Below are 24,229 nucleotides of genomic sequence, written 5' to 3' on the forward strand. Positions count from 1 at the left end.
AGTTTAATTTTATTTAGGATCATTTAAGACGACACTCAATGCTCACTAGTACTCATCAAGACAGGTTAACGTCATGATTAGTTTCATATTTAACTATTTACGCCAATGTCTTAGTTTAAGTGGCAAGCTTATGTTTAATCGCAGAACTTGCAAACTGAGTACCGATTAAAGACAGCACACAGTATGCAGTAAAGTAATAAAAACCTTCCCCAGCAGCAGATAAAGTTTGAGTACTAATATCCAATGCAATCTTAAAACCAAATACACTGAATTGTTCTGAGGTATTAGTTTCGGCATGGTTAGTAGACATAATTGCTAGGAAGATAGCGATCACAAACACGTCAGCCATTGACCATTTGCCTATGGCGCCCACAAAGTTGATGAGTCGCTTTTCAATTTGCAGTGATTGAGTAAAGTAGGCAAAACAAACCAGTATTGTTTTTAATAGTGGAATACACACCGAAAATGCAAATATCAGTGCAGCGACTAGCAATCTTTGGTCTTCCCATAGTTCGCTAATGGTGGCCATAATAGATAATTCTTTATCTATTAGCGACGAAGTCAGGGCTGAACCGCTGAGGTTGGCGGCCATTTCCATATTAAAGGAAAACATAGTCAGCAATATGCCGGGGAAAAATAGCCCCAATGCGATAATATTAAAGGCAAAGCCAAGATGTTTTTTATACATTTTCAAACGTTTTCAAATAAGGCTTCGACTCGCTTACGAGTATCTTCGATAGTACTGACATCGGCAGGGGCAATAAATATTGTGTCATCGCCGGCAATGGTGCCCAACACGCCGTCTTTTTTGCCTAAAGAGTCTAATAAACGCGCAATTAACTGGGCTGCTCCAGGGCTGGTACGAATAATCACCATCACATTGTTGTGCACAATATCTAGCACCAGTTGTTTAAGGGGGCTCTTTGCTGTGGGCATACCTAATTCAGGAGGCAAACAATAAACCATATCCCCCCGGGCGTTACGAGTGCGGACTGCGCCAAATTTACTTAACATTCGGGAAACTTTGGATTGACTGATATTATCTAATTGCTGCATTTTTAGCGCTTCGACTATGTCGCCTTGGGATCCAAAACTTTCCGTTTTAAGGATGTCTTTAAATGCTTTAATCAGTGCGTCTTGTTTAGTGGTGGCCATAAGAAACTCGTTAATGGAGTTGATAGTTGTATTTTGCCGTATTGCATAGGTTTAAGCAATTTGCCTGAATAAACAAAGATGAGTATATGATAAAACACAGCTGCCTATTAAATCGAGCAAGACCCTAGTATAATCCTGCGTTCTTAAAATCTTATATATTTTACAACCCATGTTAGCTTTGGTAGTTGCAAAGTAGAACGCTTTTCACAGGAGAGAATCATGAAAATAGCCGTATTAGGTGCAGCCGGTGGTATCGGCCAAGCGTTATCATTATTATTAAAAGTTCAATTGCCAGCAGGCTCTGAGCTGTCTTTGTATGATGTTGCTCCAGTGGTTCCTGGCGTAGCGGTCGATTTAAGCCACATTCCTACCGATGTTAAAGTACAAGGTTTCGGAAAAGATAATTTAGCTGATGCCTTGACCGGTTGTGACATTGTGTTAATCCCAGCTGGCGTGCCTCGTAAGCCAGGTATGGATCGTTCTGATTTGTTTAATATCAATGCGGGTATCGTTAGAAATTTAGTAGATGCCATTGCGGATAATTGTCCAGAAGCTTGTACTTGTATCATCACTAACCCAGTGAATACCACTGTTGCCATTGCGGCAGAAGCGTTAAAAGCCAAAGGTGTTTACAACAGAAATAAATTGTTTGGTGTGACTACTTTAGATGTTATCCGTTCAGAAACTTTTGTCGGTAATCTAAAGGGATTAAACCCAGCTAACTTGCACGTTCCCGTGATTGGCGGACACTCTGGCACCACTATTTTGCCTCTTTTATCACAAGTAAAAGGGGTGGAGTTTACTGATGAAGAAGTAGCAAGTTTAACAACTCGTATCCAAAATGCGGGTACTGAAGTCCTTGAAGCTAAAGCTGGTGGCGGATCAGCAACATTATCTATGGGTCATGCTGCTGCAAGATTTTGCTTATCTTTGGTTGATGCGATGCGCGGCGAAAATGTAGTGGAATACACTTACGTTGAAACCAATAGTGACGACGCTGAGTTTTTTGCTCACCCAGTACGTTTAGGTAAAAACGGCGTAGAAGAAATTCTTTCTTACGGTGAGTTGAGTGAATTTGAAGAAAACGCTAAAAACGCCATGTTAGACGGCCTACGTAGTGATATCGCTATGGGTGTTAAATTCGTTAAAGGTTAGTTTTTATTGAAGTGCTAATAATTTAGCATTTACAAAAAAGCCCCTTAGCACTTTAAGGGGCTTTTTTTATGCTTTAAACTAAGACTCAGTTAGCAGTAGTTATGCTGCTGCAACAGGTCGACTGGGAACAGTCTTATTAGTCTGAATCGGTCTTGTAGGTTTCGCTTGTCTGGCAAACGCTGGTGTCAACTTACCGCCCCTTTGAGGTGTAGGTGCGTTTGAATCTTTTAACCTAGGTTTAGGAAGTTTAGCTTGAATACACTCTCTAATATCCTGTGCTTTGTAACCAGAGCGCACTTTTATCCTAACATGGGGTATATGTGCCGCATCAAGGGCACCACTTACATAAAAATCTCGCTGACTTTTGTAGCCATCTTTGCCATTGTTGTGGACTAAATCAATAGCAATAATGGGTGACATGTCTTCTTTGGAACAAAGCACAAAGTCAAGACGTTTGCTGCCTGCCCGTGACGCTGCATTTTTGCTGGTTTTCTTATCTACGTTTTGATGGATAGTCAAAATGTCGCTCATCTTCACCCTGCATAAGATACGAAATTCATTTCCTACCGCTTCTTCAATAAGTCCTAAAAACGTACGTTCAACGGGTGTAAACAAGTTGCCTTTCTTTTTAAAAGGAAATGCCAAACCCGGTTCATATAGTTTCATAGCGCCTACAGCCACGATGATCAGTAACATCATCAATACAATTGCTAGTTCCATGGTATCTCCAAAAGCCAATGTCAGAAAATTGACTAAGTGTTAGTCTTTTCTTAAATAAGCAAAAAAGGTGCCAATGGCGGGATAAAAAAGAGTCTTTTGATTTTAGGGCTTTAGAAAACGTTAGGTCAACCTGAGGTATAACGTTAGCCAGCAGATTTTATGAGGATATCGATTTGACTGCCTTGGCCGTCCTTAGATATCACTACCACTTTTTGACCATTAGAATATTGGAGTACAATGCGGCCTTTGAGCATTTTTTCATCTTCGGCTTGACCTAGTTTTTCAATATAAAACGCCTTTGCAGTTTGCTGATCACTGATAGCAAAATAAGACATACTGGCAGGCAGTTCTTCAGCGAATAATTGGCAGAATTTGGCATTAGGGTATAGTGGCAAGGTATAAAAAACGTCTGGACAGGTTTGTATACTGACATCCGTTTCAGTTTGTAGGTCTTGCGCCTGTAATAATCCGCTAGACGCCATTATCAATAAAATAGACACTTTAAAAATTAATTTCACAAACACATATCCTCAGCCCAGAACTTTTGTTTACTATAGAAGCTCATCTTCTTAACAGCAAGCCAATTCAAAGCGTAAAAGGTATGGCTGGCCGTTTGTGAGTATATAAATGATAAAACTCTGTGCAGACTATTTAAGAATTATTTTGTTTTGTGGTGGTTTACTCATAGGTATTCAAATACCGGCTGTGGTGGATCAATATGCCAAGCGAATTGACGCCCATCTAACCGAAGCGATGGATGTTTTTGCAGGTTTCCAGCAAACCGCAGATCGTTATTTTGAGGGTAATATTCAAAATCTGATCCGTCACTATACAAGTAGCGACGATGCTGTTTTCAAAAACGACGCGTCTAATATTCTCTTTATTTCAAACCGTGTGACTCATCTTAAAGCAGAGCAAGTAGCCCTTAATCAATCTGCTTTGCTGAGAACCGCACATGTGTTGTTTTTTCCTGATAACAAGGTTTTTCAACAAACATTAGAACAATACAGTTACATGATACTCATTAATCCAGAGGCGCTGGTATGGGGCTTGGTCAGTGGCTTTTTAATGGCTAGTTTTTTTGATTTGTTTTTTTACGTTATTGGATATTTGTTAAGGCTCAAAAAAAGGCATAACAAGCTAAGTGTATGATCCTTGAAACAGCAGTATTGAAACAGAAAGTCGCTACCTTTTGTTGGTCCATTGTTAAACGTTAGAGGATCACACAATAGGCTATCGAGAGTCTGCGGAATATCAACAATGGAATGCTTTATCAATTGCCCTTGACTATCACTTATCGTTCCCCCAGATCTATTGATTACAAACATAAACACATATCTAAAATGATGGCCCTATGAATACAAACTTAAAAATCGACATTGTATCCGACGTATCTTGCCCTTGGTGCATCATCGGCTACCAAGCATTGAATCAAGCTTTAGCCAATTTAGCCCCAGATATCCAAGCCGAAATTACTTGGCAACCTTTTGAACTTAATCCTCAGATGCCCAAAGAGGGTCAAGAAATCACTGAACATATTACCCAAAAATATGGCATCAGCGAGCAGCAGGCCGAACAAAACCGTGCGGCTATTAAAGAGCGTGGATTGTCTGTGGGTTATGAATTTGGCAATCGTGGTGGCGGTCGAATTTACAATACATTTGATGCACACCGTTTATTACATTGGGCCCATGAGTTAGGCAAACAAACTGAGTTAAAACTAGCGCTATTTGATTTGTATTTTCAACAAAATGGTAACCCTAGTGATCATCAGCAATTGTTATTTGTGGTTGAAAGTATTGGATTAGATGTGACTGAGGCGACACAAATATTGGACTCAGATAAATACACCGCGGATGTGAGAAAACAGCAACAACATTATCAATCAGCCGGGGTGAGTTCGGTTCCTGCTGTAATAGTCAACGATAAACACTTGATCAGTGGTGGTCAGCCCAGCGAAGTTTTTGAAAAGGCGTTAAAGCAAATTGTGGCTGAAACAAACTAGTCTCTTGCACGAACTTGCTATAACCCTTATACGTCATTTTTTCTATGGACTCCGCTGTAAAAGCTAACGGGCTGATTACACCTATCCCTAAGGGGTAAATGGAGTCCATAGATCTCTATGGTTTTATAATAGTTGACCTGTTACTTGGTAACGGGAAAACCTCTATCCCGCATTAACGCTTCAACTTTAGCATCACGGCCACGGAACAAACGATAAGCTTCGGCTGGATCCATCGCATTACGAATAGAAAACAAGTAATCAACTAGTTTTTTGCTCACGTCTTTATCGTAGAAACCACCGGGCGCTTCAGCAAAAGCTTCTGCCGCGTCAGATGTAAGTACTTCAGCCCACATGTAGCCATAATAGCCAGAGGAATATCCTTCGCCTGAAAATACGTGACCAAACTGAGTGCTGCGATGGCGCATCACGACTTCTTCAGGCATACCTAGAGCCGATAGCTGTTCTTTTTCAAATGTCTGTGGTTCGATTAAGGCAGGATCTGTGGTGTGGTATAACAAGTCCATAATGGCTGAAGCCATATATTCAGTTGTTTTAAAGCCTTCGTTAAAGGTGGCTGCCTTTTTAATTTTGGCTACTAAATCAGCAGGGATAGGTTCACCCGTTTTGTAATGTACCAAGTAGTTATTAATCACTTCGTCTGTCGTTAACCAACGCTCTAGTAATTGAGATTGAAATTCAGTGTAATCTCGCACGCCAGAATGTGAAGTGGGATAAGCGACAGTGGCAGATAAAAAGTGCAAGGCATGACCAAATTCGTGGAAGTAGGTTTCTGCATCATTCCAAGATATCAATGTAGGTTCGCCATCTGCTCCCTTCACAAAATTGGAATTGTTAGAAGAAAGAACCGTTTTTTTACCATCAAATGTAGTATGACTACGGTAGGTGGTGGCCCAAGCGCCTGAGCGTTTTCCTTTGCGGCCAAAGGGGTCTAGATACCACAAACCAATATGTTCACCGGAGGTCTTGTCTTTGACTTCCCAAACCTTAACAGTTTCATGGAATACTGGCACTGAACCCTCAGGTACTGGGGTAAAATCAAAGTTAAATAATCGACCCGCAACATAAAACATAGCTTCCCGTAATTTATCCAATTGCAGGTATTGTTTTACTTCATCAGAATCAAGAGAATATTTGTCTTTGCGGACTTTTTCGGCGTAATAGCGATAATCCCAAGGGGCTATTTTAATTTTAGCCTCTTGTGCATCTGCTATCGCCTGCATATCTGCCACTTCTTGATCCACACGTGCTATCGCTGCTGGCCAAACTTTTTTCATTAAGTCCATGGCATTTTCTGGGTTTTTTGCCATGCGGTCTTCTAAGCGCCATTGGGAGTAATTGTCGTAACCTAGCAGTGCAACACGTTCATCACGTAAAGTGAGGATTTTTTTGATGAGTTCGTTATTATCAAATTCATCACCGTTATTCGCTCGGCTGTAATAGGTTTTCCATACTTTTTCTCTTAGTTCTCGTTCGTCAGAGTAAGTCAGAAATGGATCCATAGATGAGCGAGAATTGGTAATGGCATATTGACCTTCTTTACCAAGACCTTTTGCGGCGTTCGCAGCAGCCGAAATCAAGGACTCTGATAAGCCCGATAATTGGTCGTCATTTAGAAATAACACATAGTTTTCTTCATCTGCCAAAATGTTGTTAGCAAATTGCGTTTGTAAACCCGCTACTTCCTGGTTGATGGCAGCATAACGGGCTTTGGCTTCGCCTTTTAGTGTTGCGCCGTTGCGAGCAAAACTATTATAGGTAAGCCATGTGACTCGTTGTTCTTCGCTAGTTAAGGTCTTTAATTCTTCACTCTGGTAAACCGCTTTTACTTTCGCAAAGAGTTTTTCATTACCTGTGATACTTGAATTAAATGCAGAAATTTTTGGCACCATTTCTTTTTGGATATCACGAAACTCAGGACTATTATTATTTGAGCTCCAGATACCCCAGTAACTAAACACTCTGCTTAAAGCGCTACCGGCTTTTTCTAAAGGCACTACTGTGTTTTGAAAATTCGCCGCCTCTGGATTATTCACTATGGCATCGATTTCAGCCAAATTCAGGGCCATACCTTTTTCTAATGCGGGTTTAAGATCTGCTAAATCCATCTTATCAAAAGCGGGTACGCCGCCATAAGGGCCTGCATATTCTGCCAATAATGGATTTTGTTGTTCCGCTTTTGCCTCTGATACTGTGCTTGTTGCTTGGGTTTTAGTGAGGGTGGGTTCGCTACATGCACTTAATGCAACTATCACCGCACTACTTAATAGCGTTGCTAGTTTAATTTTCATAATTTCCTGCCAGATGATTTTTATTATTTGGAGCCAAGTTTTGATTTAGTTCGTCAGAATTTATCTGACCACAAAAGAGTTTAATGTTCTGGCATCAAAGTACAAGGGAGTATGAGCTAAATCTTCGATATTATGAGCTGCAAGACTGGTATGGATTATTATACGAAGTGAGTGTTGGGTATACGGCAATTAGGTGTGGATTGTTTAAAGTATAACCACGTTAGAACTAAGTTGAGGGTCTGTAATGAAATCAGTTCTACTAGCCACATTTTTACTCGTATCGAGCCATTGCTCTGCTAATTTAGATACGTTAGCAACAACCTTAAGTTGGTTGCAAACTTGGGCTCCACAGAACGTCAAATTTAACATGATAAAGTCTGCAATAAAATTTAGTGGCTGTCAGCAGAAAGAATACTTAGCTGCTTTGCACCAACCTATAACTGAAAATATCGTGCTTGAAATGGGCTTGGGTTATGCTAAAGGCGCTCATTCTTGGGGGGTTTTTAATCAAAAAGTTTCCGTAAAAGAATTTTCTTTTATTCCTCGATATCAATTTAGTCACAATGTGAACATTGGGTTTGGTGTGATTGCTCAATCACAAACTGAGTTTAAAACGAGCCAAGGATTTGAGTTTAATTTACCCAAAAACACCGAGTGGTTGGTCAATACCCGTATTGATGGTTTTGCTAGTAATCATTATTGGGAATGGACTGCGTCAAGTCAAAAATGGAGCCCTTCAAATGACCTAAGTGGGTTATTTGCAAACGGCGCTACTAATAATAAAATTGGCTTAAGTTACAATGGGTATTTTTGATACAGTGCAGAGGCCTATTTAAACCGCAGCTCCTGATACACTGCTTTTATCCAACAAATGCTGTGCATCGCACAATCGCAAAACTGTTTTTTTATCTGTTCCGTTTACTTCAGTAATACATGTATTTTGAAAGTCTGACAGTGGCAAGGTTGCGTCATCCACTATCAAGTGTTGTTTAATCAGTTCCCGCAGTACTAAGCCATGAGTCATAACAATTAGGCTTCCTTGCATATTTTGATAGGTCGTTAATACAAATTTCCACGCAAGATGGACTCGTTCTATAAACTGTTGATGGGTTTCACCATTAGGCGGTGCAAAACTTTCAGCAAAAAAATCAGCATCAATCTCTTCATAAGGCCTACCACGTAAATCACCAAAACTTCTTTCCCTCAGTAGCGGTTGTAGGCTAAAAGTAACTTTTTTTATTGTACGAAGAGGAGCCGCTGTTTGTTGGGTGCGTATGTAGTCACTGCAGATTATCTTCTCTATGAAAATATTCCGAAACGTCTGAGCAAGTTGTTTGGCTTGTTGCTGGCCAAGGTCTGAAAGAGGGGTATCAGGCATTTGTACAATTCTATCTCTGTTGCCATTTGTTTGGCCATGACGGATAAGATAAATAGACATCAAGCAAACACCACCGTTTTACTTTTGTGAATGATCACGCGGTCTTCTAAATGGTAGCGCACACCATTAGCTAAGGCTGTTTTTTCACAGTTTTTACCCTTACGCACCATATCGGTAGAGGTATCACTATGGCTAATACGCATCACTTCTTGTTCAATAATTGGGCCTTCATCTAAATCGCTAGTCACATAATGACAAGTGGCTCCGATTAACTTAACGCCACGGTTATAAGCCTGCAAATAAGGTTTTGCGCCAGCAAAAGAAGGTAAAAAGCTGTGGTGAATATTGATTGCTTTGCCAGCTAACTTTTTACAAAGATGCTCAGGAATAATCTGCATAAACCTAGCAAGCACGGTTAAATCTGCTTCATAGGCTTCGATGAGTTTTTCTACCTCAGCAAAGGCTTTTTCTTTGGGTTGATCTTTAAAATCTACCCAATGAAAAGGAATATTGTGCCAGTCTGCAAATTGTTTCATTTGCGGATGATTGGCAATGATACAAGGGATATCACAATGCAATTCACCACTGTGCCAGCGATGCAAAATATCCATCAAACAATGAGACTCTTGACTAGCCAACATCACTACTTTTTGTTTTTTGAGTGAATCAGCAATTTTCCAATGCATTTGGAATTTTTTAGCAATAGGCTCAAAAGCTTGCTTTATGTTTTGTAAACTCATAGTGATTGATTCGGCTTTGATCTCGTGACGCATAAAAAAGCGACCCGTTTGCTGATCAGTATGATGGTTAGCCTCGACAATAGTGGCATTTTGTTCAGCCAAAAACTGGCTTACGGCTGCGACTAACCCTATTTGATCTGGGCAATCAATGACTAATCTAAACGTTTGCTGCATAACTCATAAAACCTTGATTTTCTTTATTGTCCATTGTCACCCGCTAAAGCCAATGGGGTAAAGAACAAAAACTGCTATTTCAGAATAAACACAATACTTGGCATTTACATTTTTAACTCAATGATTATCCAGTAAGTACCCAAACTCAGACTGCTTTGAATGCAAATTGTTTGGCCAATGGCCAAGTCTGTCTAATATGATAAGACACCCCTTTTTTACCTGAAACCGATTCGTATAAATGAAACTCTGCGTTACGCCAAGTAAATATAGGTTCAATTAACGCTGCTGGTGGGTTTACCGAGCACTTTCTGGCAAGAGTAAGGTGAGCAATATAATCTTGTTTAGGTAATTGCAAGCCTATTGAGTTAGATATTTGAGACAGAGTCTTCGCAAGTTGTAGATGTGCACTTTGAGTCTCTTTGCAACCTAACCACAGGGCTTTGGGTTTTGACCAATAACCTACTTGGTTAAGGGACACATCAAAGGCGTATATTTCAGCCATCTGATCGATGCCTTCACATAAGGCATCGAGCTGTTTATGCGAAATCTGCCCCAAAAAAGCTAAGGTGACATGAAAGTTGGCCGCCGGTACCGATGCCTCAAAGTGAGGAAATGCTTTATTTCGCCACCCCTCTATCGCCAATTTAGTTTTGACGTCGGGTGCTAAACCAAAAAATGCTCGCATACTGTCACCCCTGATGTTTGTTATCATCTTGAATAGATACTCTACTCAAACTTTTATTTAAAACCAAAGAGATTTCATTTGTTACCTGTCGAACATATTTTACCCGCGCTACATAAACAACTGCTTGTGGGTGATGCCATTGTTGTGGCACCACCCGGAGCCGGAAAGTCGACCTGTTTGCCTTTGTCTCTGCTCAAATTAGATGTGTTTAAAGATAAAAAGATCATCCTGTTACAGCCAAGGCGAATTGCAGTCAGAACAATCGCCTCATATTTAGCTAGCCAATTAGGTGAATCGGTTGGACACACCATAGGTTATCGTATTAGAGGCGAAGTCAAAGTATCGGCTAACACACGCATAGAGATAGTCACAGAAGGCATTCTAACCCGCATGTTACAGAACCAGCCAGATTTACCTGATGTGGGTTTAGTGATTTTTGATGAGTTTCATGAACGTAGCGTACATGCCGATTTTTCACTGGCACTGTGTATTGAAGTGCAGCAAGCGCTTAGGGACGATTTACGTTTATTAGTGATGTCGGCTACGCTTGATGTCGCAGCGCTAGGGGAGTTATTGCCTGCAGCAAAATTATTAGAGTCTAGTGGCAAAAGTTATCCTGTAGATATCATTTATCATCCCGACAATTCAAGTTTACATTTGTTTGAAAAAGTCTGTCGTTTGGTCATCCAAGTTTTTCCTAAACATCAGCATGATTGTTTGGTTTTTTTGCCCGGTGCCGCCGACATTAACAAAGCCGCACAGCGTTTGAGTCAACATTTTGCAACTGAGGTTGAGGTGTTGAAGTTGTTCTCTGAATTATCCAAAAATGAACAACAGCAAGCTTTGTTACCCAACCCCGAAGGAAAACGAAAAATTGTCTTAGCTACGAATATCGCTGAAACCAGCTTAACCATCGAGGGCATTGAAATTGTCGTCGATAGCGGTATTGAGAAAAAAGCAATTTTTCAATTAAATCGCGGTATCACTCACTTGCAAAGCCAAAAAATATCACAGGCTTCCGCCACCCAAAGAGCAGGCAGAGCAGGGCGCTTAACCGCGGGGACTTGTTACCGACTATGGAGTAAAGAACAACACGGCAGGTTAGCTAAACAAATTACGCCTGAGATCATGCATAGTGACATGAGCAGTTTTATTTTGGAAAGTGCCATATGGGGCTCAGATGTGTCGGCGCTTGCGTTACAAGATCATCCCAGTGATGCCCAGCTATCCCAAGGTTTTGCGCTTTTAAGTCAGCTTGAATTATTGGATAACAACAAAAAACTCACGGCTTTAGGGCGCAAAGCCCATGGCTTAGGTTGCCATCCTAGTATTGCTGTTATGTTGCTTAAAAGTGCGAAGATGAGCACAGAACACTTAAGTATGGCATGTGCTTTAGCGGCACTAATAGAAAACAAAGACCCCATGGGTAGAACGGCTAACGGAGCAAGCCTTGCTGCTAGGTTACATTTTGTTTTACAACAAAAAAATCATGTTATCTGGCAAGCAATCCGTCAGTGGCATTCGAAATTGGCATGTCGTCTTTTAGTTTGGCCCCTCGAAGATACGGCTGTTTTGGTAGGTTATGCCTATCCACAATGGCTGGCCAAACAGAGAAAAGATGAACGTTATCAGCTGGTGAATGGAAGCGGCGCGGTATTATACCAAGATGACGCTTTAACCACACATAGTTGGTTAGCGGTTGCCAATATGCAAACCAGTGATAGACAACAAGACAATGCGCAAATTCGTTATGCTGAGTCTTTAACCCTGTTACAACTTGAGCAACATTTTGAGCACTTAATTGAGAAAAAAGAGCGAGTTAACTGGGATCCTGAAAATCAAAGAATAGTCTCAGAAATGCACCAAACTTTGGGTAAAATCATTATTCACAAACAACCCATAAAACGTCCATCTGCGCAGCATATCCTGACTATTTGGCGAGATGTTATACAGACCAAAGGCATTGCAAACATTCCTTTCAATGATGAAGTGCAGCAACTTATCCATCGTGTGCAATTGGCCGCAAGTCTTGCTGGGACCCCATCATTTTCGGCGTTTAAGGCATTCCCAGATTTCTCGGGATCTGGTTTGCTCAATTCAATTGACAGATGGCTGATGCCCTACCTTGCGGATATATTGACTTGGCAGCAATTTACCCAATGTCATTTTCTGCAACAACTGCTTAATGAGTTGGACTTTGCACAGCAACAAAGTTTGAACAAACAGTTACCCAAACAACTGGCTTTACCTAGTGGTAGAAATGCTCAGTTAACTTACACCTCAGGCAATAGTGTGGTGTTATCGGTGCGTATGACTGAACTATATGGCTTGCAGCGTCATCCAACTGTTGCACAACAACAAGTCCCCATTACTGTTGAGTTACTTTCTCCTGCAGGCCGACCCATACAAACGACTCAAGATTTACCCAGATTTTGGCAAGGAAGCTATAAAGAGGTACAAAAAGAAATGAAAGGTCGTTATCCTCGACATTTCTGGCCAGATGATCCGGCAAATGCCCAAGCGACAGCGCGAACAAAAAAAAGAATGAGCAGTAAACCATGAGTAAAATCCCCGCAGGAAAACCTAAAGCTGCAGCAGTAAAAACAAAATCAACCAACAATGCATCGCAGAAATCGGTATGGCAACGACTTAATCCTTTTAGCTGGCTTTGGCGGCATTGGGGTAAGTTGCTGTCTATATTTATCCTAGTACTTGCAGCTTACACCCTGTATCTGGATGCACAAATCAGCCAGAAATTTGCTGGCAATAAATGGCAAGTACCAGCACAGATATTTGCACGACCGATGTATTTGAGTCTAAAACAAGAAGTCAGCATTAAAGAGATTGAAGAAGAATTACAACTATTAGGTTATAGAAGGGTTACCCGTGCCGATAGTTCAGGGGAATACCAAGTCTTGAGGAATAGTATTCGTATTCAGCGTCGTCAATTTGATTTCTCCCATGGCACAGAAGATTTACGGAACATTGAAATAAGTATCAAAAATGCACGTATCAGTCAGATCCAAGACCTCAATAGTCACCAAAGTATCAAGCATATTTACCTCGAACCTTGGCTAGTCACTCGTTTAGTCAGTAGTGGCCGGGAAGATCGGATGTTAGTACAAATCAACGATGTCCCGCCTATTTTGACTCAGGCGTTAGTGGCAGTGGAAGATAAAGACTTTTATCAGCATTTTGGCGTGGCACCGCTTTCAATCTTACGGGCTCTAATGGCCAATATTTCTGCGGGGCGCACCGTACAGGGGGGCAGTACTCTGACCCAGCAGTTGATTAAAAATCTATTTTTAACCCGCGAAAAATCTTTAGTACGTAAAGCTAAAGAAGCAATGATGGCACTGATCATAGAAGTCAGATACAGCAAAAATGTTATCCTCGAGGCTTATTTAAACGAAGTGTTTTTAGGTCAAAATGGTGATACTGGTGTGTATGGATTTGGTTTAGCCAGTTATTTTTATTATGACCGCCCCCTGAATGAACTAAGCATTGACGAAATGGCTACATTGGTAGGCATTATCAAAGGCCCTTCCTATTACAACCCACGTAAACATCCGCAGCGAGCTTTAGAGAGGCGCAATATAGTGTTGCGTTCTATGTTTGAAAGTAACCAATTGTCACCCAATGAATATCAAGATTTAGTTAAACTGCCGATTAAATTGGCCACTGGCGCGAGCCTGAAAAAAGATAAACATCCGGCATTTATGGATCAAGTACGTCGTGAACTACGTTTGGTGTTGGATAACCCAGATATTCGTCAGTCGGGTTTAAAAGTGTTTACTACTTTGGACTCTAATGCACAAATGAAGGCCGAGCGTGCTGTCTCTAAGGGCTTAGTAGTACAGGAAAAGCGTATAGGCAAAAGTGGCTTTGAGGCGGCGATGATAGTGACCGACATTGATTCAGGGGAAATTCGTTCGATTGTGGGTGGGCGCAATGTTGCTTATGCAGGTTTTAATAGGGCGCTGGATGCTAAACGTTCTATTGGTTCATTGATCAAACCCGCTATTTATCTTACTGCCTTAGAGCAGGCTTCAGACTATAATTTAGCCACACCTTTAGCCGATGAGCCCATTAAACTGAAAAGTACTTATGGTAAAATGTGGGAGCCTCAGAATTCAGATAAAAAATTCCGAGGTCAAGTACCGCTATTGACCGCCTTGAGTCGGTCGCTAAATGTGCCAACTGTCACGTTAGGCATGAACTTAGGATTAGGCAATATTGCCGATACTATCTGGCGCTTAGGGGTAGAAGAAGAGCTCGATTTGTACCCTGCGCTTACTTTAGGAGCGGTAAACTTTTCGCCGCTACAAGTGAACCAAATGTATCAAACCATTGCCAATAATGGTCGTTATATTCCATTGCATTCGATTACTGCCATTATGTCTGCAGATGATAATTTATTGTGGAAATTTAACGTTGCCCCAGAGCAACGAGTCGATGAGCAGGCGACTTATTTGCTGAATTATGCACTCCACAAAGTGACGCTGGAGGGCACTGCAAAAGGCCTTCGAGCAAAATTTCCAGATATCAATATGGCGGGTAAAACCGGTACTACAGATGATTATCGCGATAGTTGGTTTAGTGGTTTTGACAAAAATATTCTTGTGACCAGCTGGATTGGTAAAGATGACAACCAACCGGTTAATTTAAGTGGGGCCAGTGGCGCTATGCAGTTATTTATTGGTTATCAGCAACAACAAGAACCAAAATCACTGGTGAGACGTTTTCCTGACGGGTTGAGCATTGCTCATTTTGATAATGCCACAGGTCACTTAAGCAAAGCAGGGTGTGCTGACACCTTGAGTGTGCCGGCCATCACCTCAGCATTACCACCTGTGCCTAGCAAATGTTTTGGCGCATCTGCAGTGCCAGATAAACCCAAAAGTCTGTGGGAAAAGATATTTGGTTAGTTATTGTGATGTGCTCTTTTAAGTTGTTCCCTGAAATTTTAGCTGTTTACGCTAGGGAATGTGATTTCTGATGTATCTGATGATGAGGGTAACTGACAATAAACCACTCAGTTACCCTAAGTCGCTTATCATGTGTTAATCAGTAGTCTTTGACATAATATGAATATCGCCCGAAGATATTGCTTTGACACGAAACAACACACCTTAGTATTGGTGCAATGCATAGCCACCTCTTAAGTGTCCGACATGTTCAAAGCCTAAGCGGAGCAGGGCTTGCGCAGCCAATTGAGAACGGCTACCACTTCGACAAATGAGGACTAGTTGTTGTTGTTTATTATGTTTATGCTGCTGAACAAATTCTACTAATCGCGTCAATGGCACATTGTTTTCGAAATTTTTGTCGTGCCCAAGTGCGTATTCGTAAGGCTCACGAAGGTCAATTAATCTAATATTATTGGGTTGTTCCAAAGCCTTAACCAAACTGCGGCTATTATATTCACGCACTGATACTTTCTGGTAATCACCCATTAAAGCGCCACACATAATTTCACTGCCTGATTGGTCGACAATATGTGTGTCCAATGATGTTTTTTGAACCGAAAATTGTTCGATGTTTATGTCGTTAGCCATAACTTGAGCAAGTAACGAGTTCCGTGAAATTTCTGCTGTAATGCTGGTGGTAAACTCATTGTTATAATCATGGCTGGGGCATATTAGGCTTTCAGTGCCGATAAGCGCTTTTAATAACTGCAAACTTGTAAACATAGCAGCTGCACTACTGGTTGAAAAATTCGTTCTACCAAGACTATCCATTAAGATCAAATCACCACAAAACCCATAATGAACAACCAATTCGTCTGTTGAAGCATTAACAGGATCACAAAGTAACAGGCTAATACTATCGTTGGTATGCCCAGGAGTGTCGACTTTAATTAGCCACTTATCGCCTAAGACAATATAGGGGTAGTGTTTACCGTGGATCGTTGTTGTTTTTGAGTTAATTGGCCATCCAAGAACGTCTGTTTGTTGCTGAGCAAAATAATCATCGGCAAGACTTTCTCGACAAGACTGGTGATCGCCATGGCCATGAGTGTCGATAACGGCAACTAAATTAAGCCCCTGACAGGACAACATTATTTGTAAACGGTCGGTTAACTCGGGTAGCGGGTCGATAAATATGGCAGATTTAGTTTTTTTATCGATATATAACCAGCTGCAGCTACCCCCTACTTTAAATTGTAATAAACCTTCTAGTTCTGCTTTGTCGGCAATGACGTTTGTGTCTATTGTTAAGCAGTTTTGTCCTAATGCTTGAGCTGCAAAAACGATTCGAATGCAAGCATCGTCGATTTGCTGTTGTGTCATCGCTGGACCAAAAGACATTCTAATTGCCGATTCACTTTGCCATACAGGAAGTCTCATCGCGTCTAATACAAAACTGCGGGTGACCTTGGAACTACAAGCTGAGCCTGAGCTGACTCGTAAATTCGCGGCGTCGAATAAATCCATAATTTCTTTAGAGCTAAACCCAGGGATAGCAAAGTTAATGGTAGTTGGCACTGAATTTTCAAAACTATGATTAAAAACAATTTTTGGAAATGCTTGGGTTAAGGCTGCTGCAATTTGCTGACGAAATAAGTGGAGGGTTTTCAAAGGTGTAAACGTATTTTCACTCTCCCCTTTGAGCATACAAAATATAACATTTAGTGCCGCTAAACCTGGTAAGTTTTCAGTGCCCGAGCGTAAACCACTTTCTTGGCCGCCACCGGCAATGAAGGCTGTAAATGGCGCGTTTTGTTTGACGTACATAAAACCAATGCCTTTAGGCGCATAAAGCTTATGGCCGCTAAAGGGGGCATAGTCAATACTTGTGTTTGCTAGGTTCAAATCTGTTTTGCCTAATGCTTGAACACAATCTACCATCCATAGGGTATTTTTATTATTGGCACGTATGGTCTGGTCTAATAAGTTAATGTCTTGATAGACTCCGGTTTCGTTATTAACCGCCATGGTACAAATCATCAAGGCATTGGGTACCTCTTTTGCGATGAAATCCATATCAAGTTGACCGATTTCATTCACTGGAATGGCTTTCAGCTCTGCGTTTATTTCAAGAATTTCATTCCAGTGCTTGAGTGACTCAGGTACTGCTTTATGTTCCGTTGCACCATATAAAAGACAATGTTTTTTACTGCTATCAATTGTTTTTTTAGCATTATATAACGCCGATAAAATAGCAGTTTGAATGCCTTCTGTAGCACCACTGGTAAAGATAACTTTACCGTCACCAGCACCAATAATATTTTTTGCCTGTTGACGGGTTTCATCTATTATTTGTTTAGCCTGAAGCCCTGTAATATGACTGCTACTGGGGTTGCCAAAGAATGTTTCCATCGTTGCTAAAGCCGCTGTTGCAGCTTGTGGTAATACTTGAGTGGTTGCATTTGCATCCAGATAAATTAGGCTGAGTGGTTGCATTAGGCTTGTAGGTAAATTAATCATAAAACTCTCTCAAATTATTTTGTTAATCCTTGCAGCAAACTCAGTAGATATAACAATTTCAAACATAAGGGAATTTTTTCACGTCTCGAAAGGTTTTTTTTTGCTTATTATCTTTTAAAATAGTTAGTCTGTAGTATTTAATTTCTGTAAATAATTATTAGTTAGAAAAAAAATTCGTGGTGGAAGGTGTGATGTGGATTTTTAACTAGTTTCGTTATATATGATTTTGATGTTAAATATTTAATGTACCTGCCATCACAGTTGCATTATCTACCGTGTCAGATAAACCAAAAGTTTGTGGGAGAAAATATTTGGCTAAGATTGTTTCTTGATCACTACTGATTGTGGCGTTTTTTGTTCTTTTTGCTGATTTTTTCCAGATAAATCAGATTTTTTATTGATTCTGTTTTGGATGAAACCGCTGATGGGTGGAGGTGTTGAACAGTCAATTTGCCCCCCTAAAAAACCTAATAATACTGCCGCTGTTTGTTTGCTGGCACTACTGCAATCTGCGCGTAGTTTTATGCTGTCTCTGAGTTTTTCATCCTCGGTCATAAAAGGATTTTTGACTTCAGCATTGATTACCGGTGAATTTTTATGTTGCTGATAATACCGAGATGCCTGTTCAGCCATCTTATTTCGTTGCTGCTGTTGAAAACTGTTTAGGTGACGTCTTGCCATACTTGTTGCAGGTGCGTGGACTTCTGAGCTAGGTATGGGTGTTACCCTTTGTTCATTAGGCGTCATTTCATTCTCTTCATTATTTGGTGCTGCTTCTGGTACCTCTGTTTCGCGCTTTGGTGGCAAAGGTTGTGCTTGTGGTGGGCTGGCTGGTACTCCTGGTTCTGAAATGGGTTCAATTGGATTATCTGGTGGTGTTTCAGCAACAGCAGACTTTTCTTCCAACTCAATAGGTGGGGGTATGTCCTCTTTCATTTCCTCAACAGGTATTTCTGGAATTAGGGGAGGCAAATCAAATACCAAGCTTGCTTGGATAATTTCTTGCTTTTTTAGCGGCATGTCGAGTGCTGCAGGAAACATAACCGACTGGGCAACCACATACATGACAATCAGGTGCAGAGTGACTGATATAAATAGAAATTTGTTTTTTTTAAGCACTGCCGCTCGCGCATGTCCTTGATGATTGTTTAAGATTTAGTAGAGTACCCTTTATGGGATTAGTTCAAAATAGCAATGATGTCTATATCCATTTGATGGCGGTGAGCTTAGCTAGCTAAAATGCAATATTCTCATGGCGTTGCTTTTAGAATCCGTAACAAATATGTCGGACTGGCTATCAGAAAATATATTCTTAGTGACCTTCTCCATCACATCATGTTCGTTTTCATTAACAGCCGTGACTATGGTTATTTTCCCAAGATTTTCCAAACTTATCTTCCCAAGCATAGTGATTGCGATCACATCTTCTGCCTTCAGAGCTACGCCCGAAATGTTGGTGTAGTCTATAAGGATCTTTTTATATTGGTTAATGACATCAATGTAGTTTTTGCTTTGAAACATAAACATCAAATCTAAGGCGTTAAGATTGCCCTCGATCGTGATGCAGGCAATGTTTTCAGTAATGGAAATATCGTATTGCATTTTCTTATTATCCATCGTGCATATTGCACAAGGATAAACCAGAACGTAGCGTTTCGCACTGATATCTTTATTCCAAACTGAGATTTTGTGCTGATGAAATAACATATTTAAAATATGCGCACCAACTTGATCCAATTTTTGCCTGTTGCACCAAAAAAATGCATTTAAATGTAGTGATTAGTAACCTTTATTGATTAACATATTGATTTTATTGATAAAAAAATATGGCATAGGTCTTGTTGTACTTTCACTGAAACTTGTAACACATAACAATAAACTGGGAGCTACACCATGAAATTAGTTACTGCGATCATTAAGCCTTTTAAGCTTGATGACGTGCGAGAAGCAATCTCCGAAATCGGAATCGATGGTTTGACTGTTACCGAAGTGAAAGGCTTTGGTCGTCAAAAAGGGCACACTGAATTATATCGTGGCGCGGAGTATCAAGTGGACTTTCTTCCGAAAGTGAAACTTGAAGTCGCCGTCCAAGATGATCATGTCGAACGTTTAGTGGAAGCCATAGTTGGCGCAGCTAAAACCGGCAAAATTGGTGACGGTAAAGTATTCGTGTATGACTTAGAGCACGCTGTTCGTATTCGTACTGGCGAAACCGATGGCGAAGCCATTTAGATTTTAGGAGAGGAACCATGGAAATTACTTTTGAATTGGGCTACGCCCTAGATACTTTTTACTTTTTGATGTGCGGCGCGCTGGTAATGTGGATGGCCGCTGGTTTTACTATGCTCGAAGCGGGTTTAGTTCGTGCTAAAAATACGACAGAAATTTTAACTAAGAACGTTGCGTTGTATGCGATTGCTTGCATTATGTATATGGTGTGTGGTTATTGGATTATGTACGGGGGTGATGGAGGAATAAGTACTGCTACTCCATTCTTAGAAGGAATAATGTCTGACGGTGCAACGGGTGTGGCTGAAGACGCTGCTACATATGCACCTGCTTCTGACTTCTTTTTCCAAGTGGTATTTGTGGCTACTGCTATGTCTATCGTCTCTGGTGCAGTTGCTGAACGTATGAAACTTTGGGCATTTTTGGCCTTTACCGTGGTACTGACTGGATTTATTTATCCTATGTCAGGGTCTTGGACTTGGGGTGGCGACTCAGTATTCGGTCTATATACCTTAGGCGATATGGGTTTCTCTGATTTTGCTGGCTCTGGTATTGTGCATATGGCTGGTGCTTCTGCAGCTCTTGCTGGCGTATTGTTGCTAGGCTCACGCAAAGGTAAATATTCAGAAGATGGAAAAGTAAATGCTATACCTGGGGCTAACCTACCTATGGCAACCTTAGGTACCTTCATCTTATGGATGGGTTGGTTTGGTTTTAATGGTGGTTCAGTGCTTGCATTAGCCAGTGTTGAAAGCGCTAACGCTGTTGCAGTGGTATTCTTAAATACTAATGCTGCTGCCGCTGGTGGTTTAGTTTCTGCTCTCATTTTAGCGCGTATTTTGTTTAAGAAAGCTGACCTAACAATGGCCTTAAATGGCGCTTTGGCAGGTTTAGTTGCTATTACAGCTGAGCCTTCTACACCTAGTCCTATCCAAGCCACTTTGTTCGGTGCTTTGGGTGGTATATTAGTTGTGTTTAGTATCCTTGCTTTTGATAAATTGAAAATTGATGATCCAGTAGGTGCTATCTCTGTTCATGGCGTAGTTGGTTTGTTAGGTCTGTTATTAGTACCTTTCACAAATCCTGAAGCGGCTACTTTCGGTGGTCAATTACTGGGCGCTGCCACTATATTTGTTTGGGTATTTGGTATTAGTTTTATAGTGTGGGCAATATTAAAAGCAGTCATTGGTATTCGTGTCACCGAAGAAGAAGAGTTCGAAGGCGTAGATATGAGTGAGTGCGGCTTAGAAGCTTACCCTGACTTCACTATTTCACGTAATTAATCGTTATTCGTTAGAGACGAACAAAAGATAAGTTAGCTGTAAAAAGCACGTTTAGTTAACTTATTGATTAGAACAGTATTAGCCTCGCATTCGCGGGGCTTTTTTATTCTAGAACAAGGTGTGTTGACTCACCTTTCCTAAGTTTAAAACTACCCTATTTAGGGGCTTGATTATCCAATGTCATTGAATAATCAAGGTAGAACAGTTTAAGTCAGTGCATTGAACAGCAAAATCGGAGTATCCTAATAATATTGTTAATTTTAGATCCGTAGCCAATGAAAATATCTTTAATAATGAGTCTGTTAACCCTGATTTTGTGTAGCTCGCACAGCAATGCTTATGACCGAATTACGGGTGAACCTTTTGCCTCTCGTTCTGAAGTAATAGCTCAAAACGCCATGGTGGCGACGAGTCAGCCATTAGCGACTCAGGTGGGGTTGGAAATTCTAAGGCAGGGCGGTAATGCCATCGATGCGGCTATTGCCGCCAATGCTATGTTAGGACTGGTTGAGCCAACTGGCAGTGGTATAGGTGGTGATTTGTTTGCCATCGTTTGGGATGCAAAAACCCAGAAACTATATGGACTCAATGCATCGGGTCGCTCACCAAAATCGCTCACCTTAGAGCATTTCAAGTTACAAGGACTAGACAGTATTCCTTCCTATGGGCCTTTGCCCGTATCTGTTCCCGGTGTGGTAGATGGTTGGTTCGAACTGCATACTAAGTTTGGCAGTTTACCCATGACCAACATTCTTTCACCGAGTATCGAATATGCAAAAAAGGGTTTCCCTGTTAGTGAGTTAGTGGCTTATTACATGCAACGCAGTGTGCCTAAGTTGAGCAAATTTGAGGGGTTTAAAGAAACCTATATGCCAAATGGCAAAGCGCCAGTTAAAGGTCAGATATTCAAAAATAAAGGCTTAGCCGTCACTTATGAAAAAATCGCAACAGGTGGCCGAGATGTCTTTTATAAAGGTGATATTGCACGCTCAATCGCTGCTTACATGAAGGAACAAGGTGGTTTTTTAAGTTATGAAGACTTGGCCAGTCACACCTCTGAGTGGGTCGAGCCAGTTTCAACCAATTATAAGGGGTATGATGTTTGGGAGTTACCACCAAATGGTCAGGGCATCGCTGCTCTACAAATTCTGAATGTCTTGGAACAGTTTGATGTTGAGGGCATGGGATTTGGTTCTGAGCAATATATTCATACTTTTGTCGAAGCAAAAAAACTGGCCTTTGAAGACCGTGCGAAGTATTACGCGGATCCAGCTTTTAATGACATTCCTGTCGATTGGTTAATCTCTAAAGAATATGCTCAACAGCGCCGCAAGTTAATTGATACAAACAAAGTCGCCAAGCGTGTTGATGCAGGGTTGAATGAAGGGGACACCATTTACCTCACTACGGCAGATAAAGACGGAAATATGGTATCCCTTATTCAAAGTAATTACCGTGGCATGGGTTCGGGTATGACACCCACTGGGTTGGGGTTTATTCTTCAAGACAGAGGCGAGTTGTTTAGTTTACAAAAAGGACACTTTAATGTTTATACGCCAAATAAACGCCCTTTTCATACTATTATCCCGGCTTTTATCACGCGTAATGGCCAGCCTTGGCTTAGTTTTGGGGTGATGGGTGGGGGGACGCAACCGCAAATGCATGCACAAATTGTGGTGAATTTGATAGATTTTGGGATGAATTTACAAGAAGCAGGAGATGCACCTCGGATGTTACATTCTGGCTCTAGCCAACCGACAGGTGAGTCAATGACAGACGGTGGTTATGTCAGCTTAGAGTCGGGCTTCGATCCTCAGGTAAGGAGAGAGCTGATTAAGAAGGGTCATATACTCCGTGATGTAGTCGGTTCCTATGGTGGCTATCAAGCTATTATGCGTGATCCAAAAACAGGAGTATATTACGGTGCATCTGAAAGTCGAAAAGATGGGCAAGCGGCGGGTTATTAGTTTTTAATCAAAGTGCATACCTTAATATATAATGACGGTTGCTGTAACAGTGCAAAGAAAAACACTAAGTTTCAATACGCTATGTTGGTTTTAATTACTAATTACATGGGAATGTTAAAAAAATGAGAATTCTCTTATTCTTGGGTACAAATATCGCCGTTATGGCGTTATTAGGGCTAACCTTTAGTCTATTTGGGATCCAAGGGTTATTGGCTGACAACGGGGTTGACCTTAACCTCAACGCTTTGCTTGTGTATGCCGCAGTGATAGGTTTCAGTGGTGCTTTCATCTCGTTGTTTTTATCCAAGTTTATGGCTAAGCGCAGTATGCAAGTACATATCATTGTAACTGCTGAAAATCATACTGAACGCTGGTTAGTCGACACCGTACAAAATATGGCTAAAACCGCAGGTATTGGGATGCCAGAAGTGGGTATTTTTACTCATTCCTCACCTAATGCTTTTGCCACAGGTTGGAATAAAAATAATGCCTTAGTTGCTGTCAGTACTGGGCTTTTGGATTCTATGACGAAAAACGAAGTAGAAGCGGTGCTTGCCCATGAAGTCAGTCATGTGGCAAATGGTGACATGGTCACCATGACCCTTATTCAAGGTGTGGTGAATACCTTTGTGGTGTTTTTATCACGTATCATTGGCCATGTTGTTGACCGTGTTGTATTTAGAGTGGAGCGTGGCCATGGACCCGCATTTTGGATTGTGTCTTTTATCGCTGAGATTATGCTTGGGTTATTTGCCACTATGATTGTTATGTGGTTTTCGCGATACCGAGAATATAAGGCCGACGCGGGCGGTGCAACATTAGCTGGGCGAAAAAACATGATCGCTGCACTTGAACGTTTGCAAAGTTTTAAAGGTGCGCCTGAGTTACCAGATGAAATGGCAGCGTTAGCCATTAATGCGGGTAAGGTACAAGCTATTTTCTCAAGCCATCCACCATTGGAACAGCGCATCAAAGCATTGCAAAATTCAAGGCCGTAGC

At 41.1% G+C, this 24,229-nt stretch carries 21 protein-coding genes; 10 read left to right on the top strand and 11 right to left on the bottom strand.

From position 1 onward, the window contains the following. Positions 1-115: 115 nt before the first annotated feature. Both CXF95_RS03965 and argR read right to left on the bottom strand, forming a co-directional pair. On the bottom strand, positions 116-688 hold the full coding sequence (locus tag CXF95_RS03965; RefSeq protein ID WP_101197497.1) for a paraquat-inducible protein A: 573 nt from the start codon (positions 686-688) through the stop codon (positions 116-118). 2 nt (positions 689-690) lie between these two features. Beyond that, a complete protein-coding gene (gene argR / locus CXF95_RS03970) occupies positions 691-1,155 on the bottom strand; it encodes a transcriptional regulator ArgR (RefSeq protein WP_101197498.1) in 465 nt (154 codons plus the stop codon). A 219-nt stretch (positions 1,156-1,374) separates the two neighbouring features. On the opposite strand from argR, the gene mdh reads away from it, so the two are divergent. Next, positions 1,375-2,310 (top strand): malate dehydrogenase, encoded by a 936-nt coding sequence (gene mdh, locus CXF95_RS03975; RefSeq protein ID WP_101197499.1) that lies wholly within the window; start codon positions 1,375-1,377, stop codon positions 2,308-2,310. 99 nt (positions 2,311-2,409) lie between these two features. On the opposite strand, the gene CXF95_RS03980 is transcribed toward mdh, so the two are convergent. Both CXF95_RS03980 and CXF95_RS03985 read right to left on the bottom strand, forming a co-directional pair. After that, positions 2,410-3,030: a DUF2726 domain-containing protein gene (locus CXF95_RS03980; protein WP_101197500.1), complete on the bottom strand. Its 621-nt coding sequence runs from the start codon at positions 3,028-3,030 to the stop codon at positions 2,410-2,412. A 143-nt stretch (positions 3,031-3,173) separates the two neighbouring features. Then, the gene (locus CXF95_RS03985) at positions 3,174-3,548 is read right to left on the bottom strand and encodes a hypothetical protein (RefSeq protein WP_232787643.1); all 375 of its coding nucleotides are present in this window, start codon (positions 3,546-3,548) and stop codon (positions 3,174-3,176) included. Between the two features lie 109 nt (positions 3,549-3,657). On the opposite strand from CXF95_RS03985, the gene CXF95_RS03990 reads away from it, so the two are divergent. Both CXF95_RS03990 and CXF95_RS04000 read left to right on the top strand, forming a co-directional pair. After that, positions 3,658-4,182, top strand: a complete 525-nt coding sequence (locus CXF95_RS03990; RefSeq protein ID WP_101197501.1) for a DUF2937 family protein — start codon at positions 3,658-3,660, stop codon at positions 4,180-4,182. A 202-nt stretch (positions 4,183-4,384) separates the two neighbouring features. After that, positions 4,385-5,035 carry a DsbA family oxidoreductase gene (locus CXF95_RS04000; protein ID WP_101197502.1) on the top strand — a complete coding sequence of 217 codons (651 nt, stop codon included), beginning with the start codon at positions 4,385-4,387 and terminating at the stop codon, positions 5,033-5,035. 140 nt (positions 5,036-5,175) lie between these two features. On the opposite strand, the gene CXF95_RS04005 is transcribed toward CXF95_RS04000, so the two are convergent. Further along, complete coding sequence (locus CXF95_RS04005) at positions 5,176-7,344, bottom strand: M3 family metallopeptidase (RefSeq protein ID WP_101197503.1); 2,169 nt, start codon at positions 7,342-7,344, stop codon at positions 5,176-5,178. A 244-nt stretch (positions 7,345-7,588) separates the two neighbouring features. Here CXF95_RS04005 and CXF95_RS04010 point away from each other — a divergent pair, with 244 nt between their 5' ends. Beyond that, on the top strand, positions 7,589-8,158 hold the full coding sequence (locus CXF95_RS04010; RefSeq protein ID WP_101197504.1) for a hypothetical protein: 570 nt from the start codon (positions 7,589-7,591) through the stop codon (positions 8,156-8,158). Between the two features lie 18 nt (positions 8,159-8,176). On the opposite strand, the gene CXF95_RS04015 is transcribed toward CXF95_RS04010, so the two are convergent. From CXF95_RS04015 to thpR, 3 genes are all read right to left on the bottom strand, one after another. After that, positions 8,177-8,782 (bottom strand): histidine phosphatase family protein, encoded by a 606-nt coding sequence (locus CXF95_RS04015; protein WP_101197505.1) that lies wholly within the window; start codon positions 8,780-8,782, stop codon positions 8,177-8,179. Next, complete coding sequence (gene purU / locus CXF95_RS04020; protein WP_101197506.1) at positions 8,782-9,636, bottom strand: formyltetrahydrofolate deformylase; 855 nt, start codon at positions 9,634-9,636, stop codon at positions 8,782-8,784. Before purU ends, CXF95_RS04015 begins: the two co-directional genes overlap by 1 nt. Before the next feature lie 145 nt (positions 9,637-9,781). Beyond that, on the bottom strand, positions 9,782-10,321 hold the full coding sequence (gene thpR, locus CXF95_RS04025) for an RNA 2',3'-cyclic phosphodiesterase (RefSeq protein WP_101197507.1): 540 nt from the start codon (positions 10,319-10,321) through the stop codon (positions 9,782-9,784). A 78-nt stretch (positions 10,322-10,399) separates the two neighbouring features. Between thpR and hrpB the strand changes: the two genes are divergently transcribed. Beyond that, on the top strand, positions 10,400-12,883 hold the full coding sequence (hrpB, locus tag CXF95_RS04030) for an ATP-dependent helicase HrpB (protein ID WP_101197508.1): 2,484 nt from the start codon (positions 10,400-10,402) through the stop codon (positions 12,881-12,883). Then, positions 12,880-15,249: a penicillin-binding protein 1B gene (gene mrcB / locus CXF95_RS04035; RefSeq protein ID WP_101197509.1), complete on the top strand. Its 2,370-nt coding sequence runs from the start codon at positions 12,880-12,882 to the stop codon at positions 15,247-15,249. The genes hrpB and mrcB overlap by 4 nt, the downstream gene beginning before the upstream one ends. A 204-nt stretch (positions 15,250-15,453) precedes the next feature. Here the strand turns inward: mrcB and CXF95_RS04040 are convergent, their stop codons facing one another. The 3 genes from CXF95_RS04040 to CXF95_RS04050 form a co-directional block, all read right to left on the bottom strand. After that, positions 15,454-17,751 (bottom strand): aminotransferase class V-fold PLP-dependent enzyme, encoded by a 2,298-nt coding sequence (locus CXF95_RS04040; RefSeq protein ID WP_101197510.1) that lies wholly within the window; start codon positions 17,749-17,751, stop codon positions 15,454-15,456. Positions 17,752-18,066: 315 nt separating this feature from the next. Next, positions 18,067-18,870, bottom strand: a complete 804-nt coding sequence (locus CXF95_RS04045) for a hypothetical protein (protein ID WP_232787644.1) — start codon at positions 18,868-18,870, stop codon at positions 18,067-18,069. Between the two features lie 111 nt (positions 18,871-18,981). Further along, a complete protein-coding gene (locus CXF95_RS04050) occupies positions 18,982-19,353 on the bottom strand; it encodes a hypothetical protein (protein ID WP_101197948.1) in 372 nt (123 codons plus the stop codon). 291 nt (positions 19,354-19,644) lie between these two features. Between CXF95_RS04050 and glnK the strand changes: the two genes are divergently transcribed. The 4 genes from glnK to htpX all read left to right on the top strand — a co-directional run bounded on the left by glnK (position 19,645) and on the right by htpX (position 24,228). Then, positions 19,645-19,983, top strand: a complete 339-nt coding sequence (gene glnK, locus CXF95_RS04055) for a P-II family nitrogen regulator (protein WP_007622553.1) — start codon at positions 19,645-19,647, stop codon at positions 19,981-19,983. 17 nt (positions 19,984-20,000) lie between these two features. Next, complete coding sequence (locus tag CXF95_RS04060) at positions 20,001-21,263, top strand: ammonium transporter (RefSeq protein ID WP_101197511.1); 1,263 nt, start codon at positions 20,001-20,003, stop codon at positions 21,261-21,263. A gap of 275 nt (positions 21,264-21,538) precedes the next feature. Continuing rightward, the gene (gene ggt, locus CXF95_RS04065) at positions 21,539-23,230 is read left to right on the top strand and encodes a gamma-glutamyltransferase (protein ID WP_101197512.1); all 1,692 of its coding nucleotides are present in this window, start codon (positions 21,539-21,541) and stop codon (positions 23,228-23,230) included. 122 nt (positions 23,231-23,352) lie between these two features. Next, on the top strand, positions 23,353-24,228 hold the full coding sequence (htpX, locus tag CXF95_RS04070; protein WP_101197513.1) for a protease HtpX: 876 nt from the start codon (positions 23,353-23,355) through the stop codon (positions 24,226-24,228). Position 24,229 lies beyond the last annotated feature (1 nt).

It is taken from the genome of Paraglaciecola sp. MB-3u-78 (assembly GCF_002835935.1).
Taxonomy (GTDB): Bacteria; Pseudomonadota; Gammaproteobacteria; order Enterobacterales; family Alteromonadaceae; genus Paraglaciecola.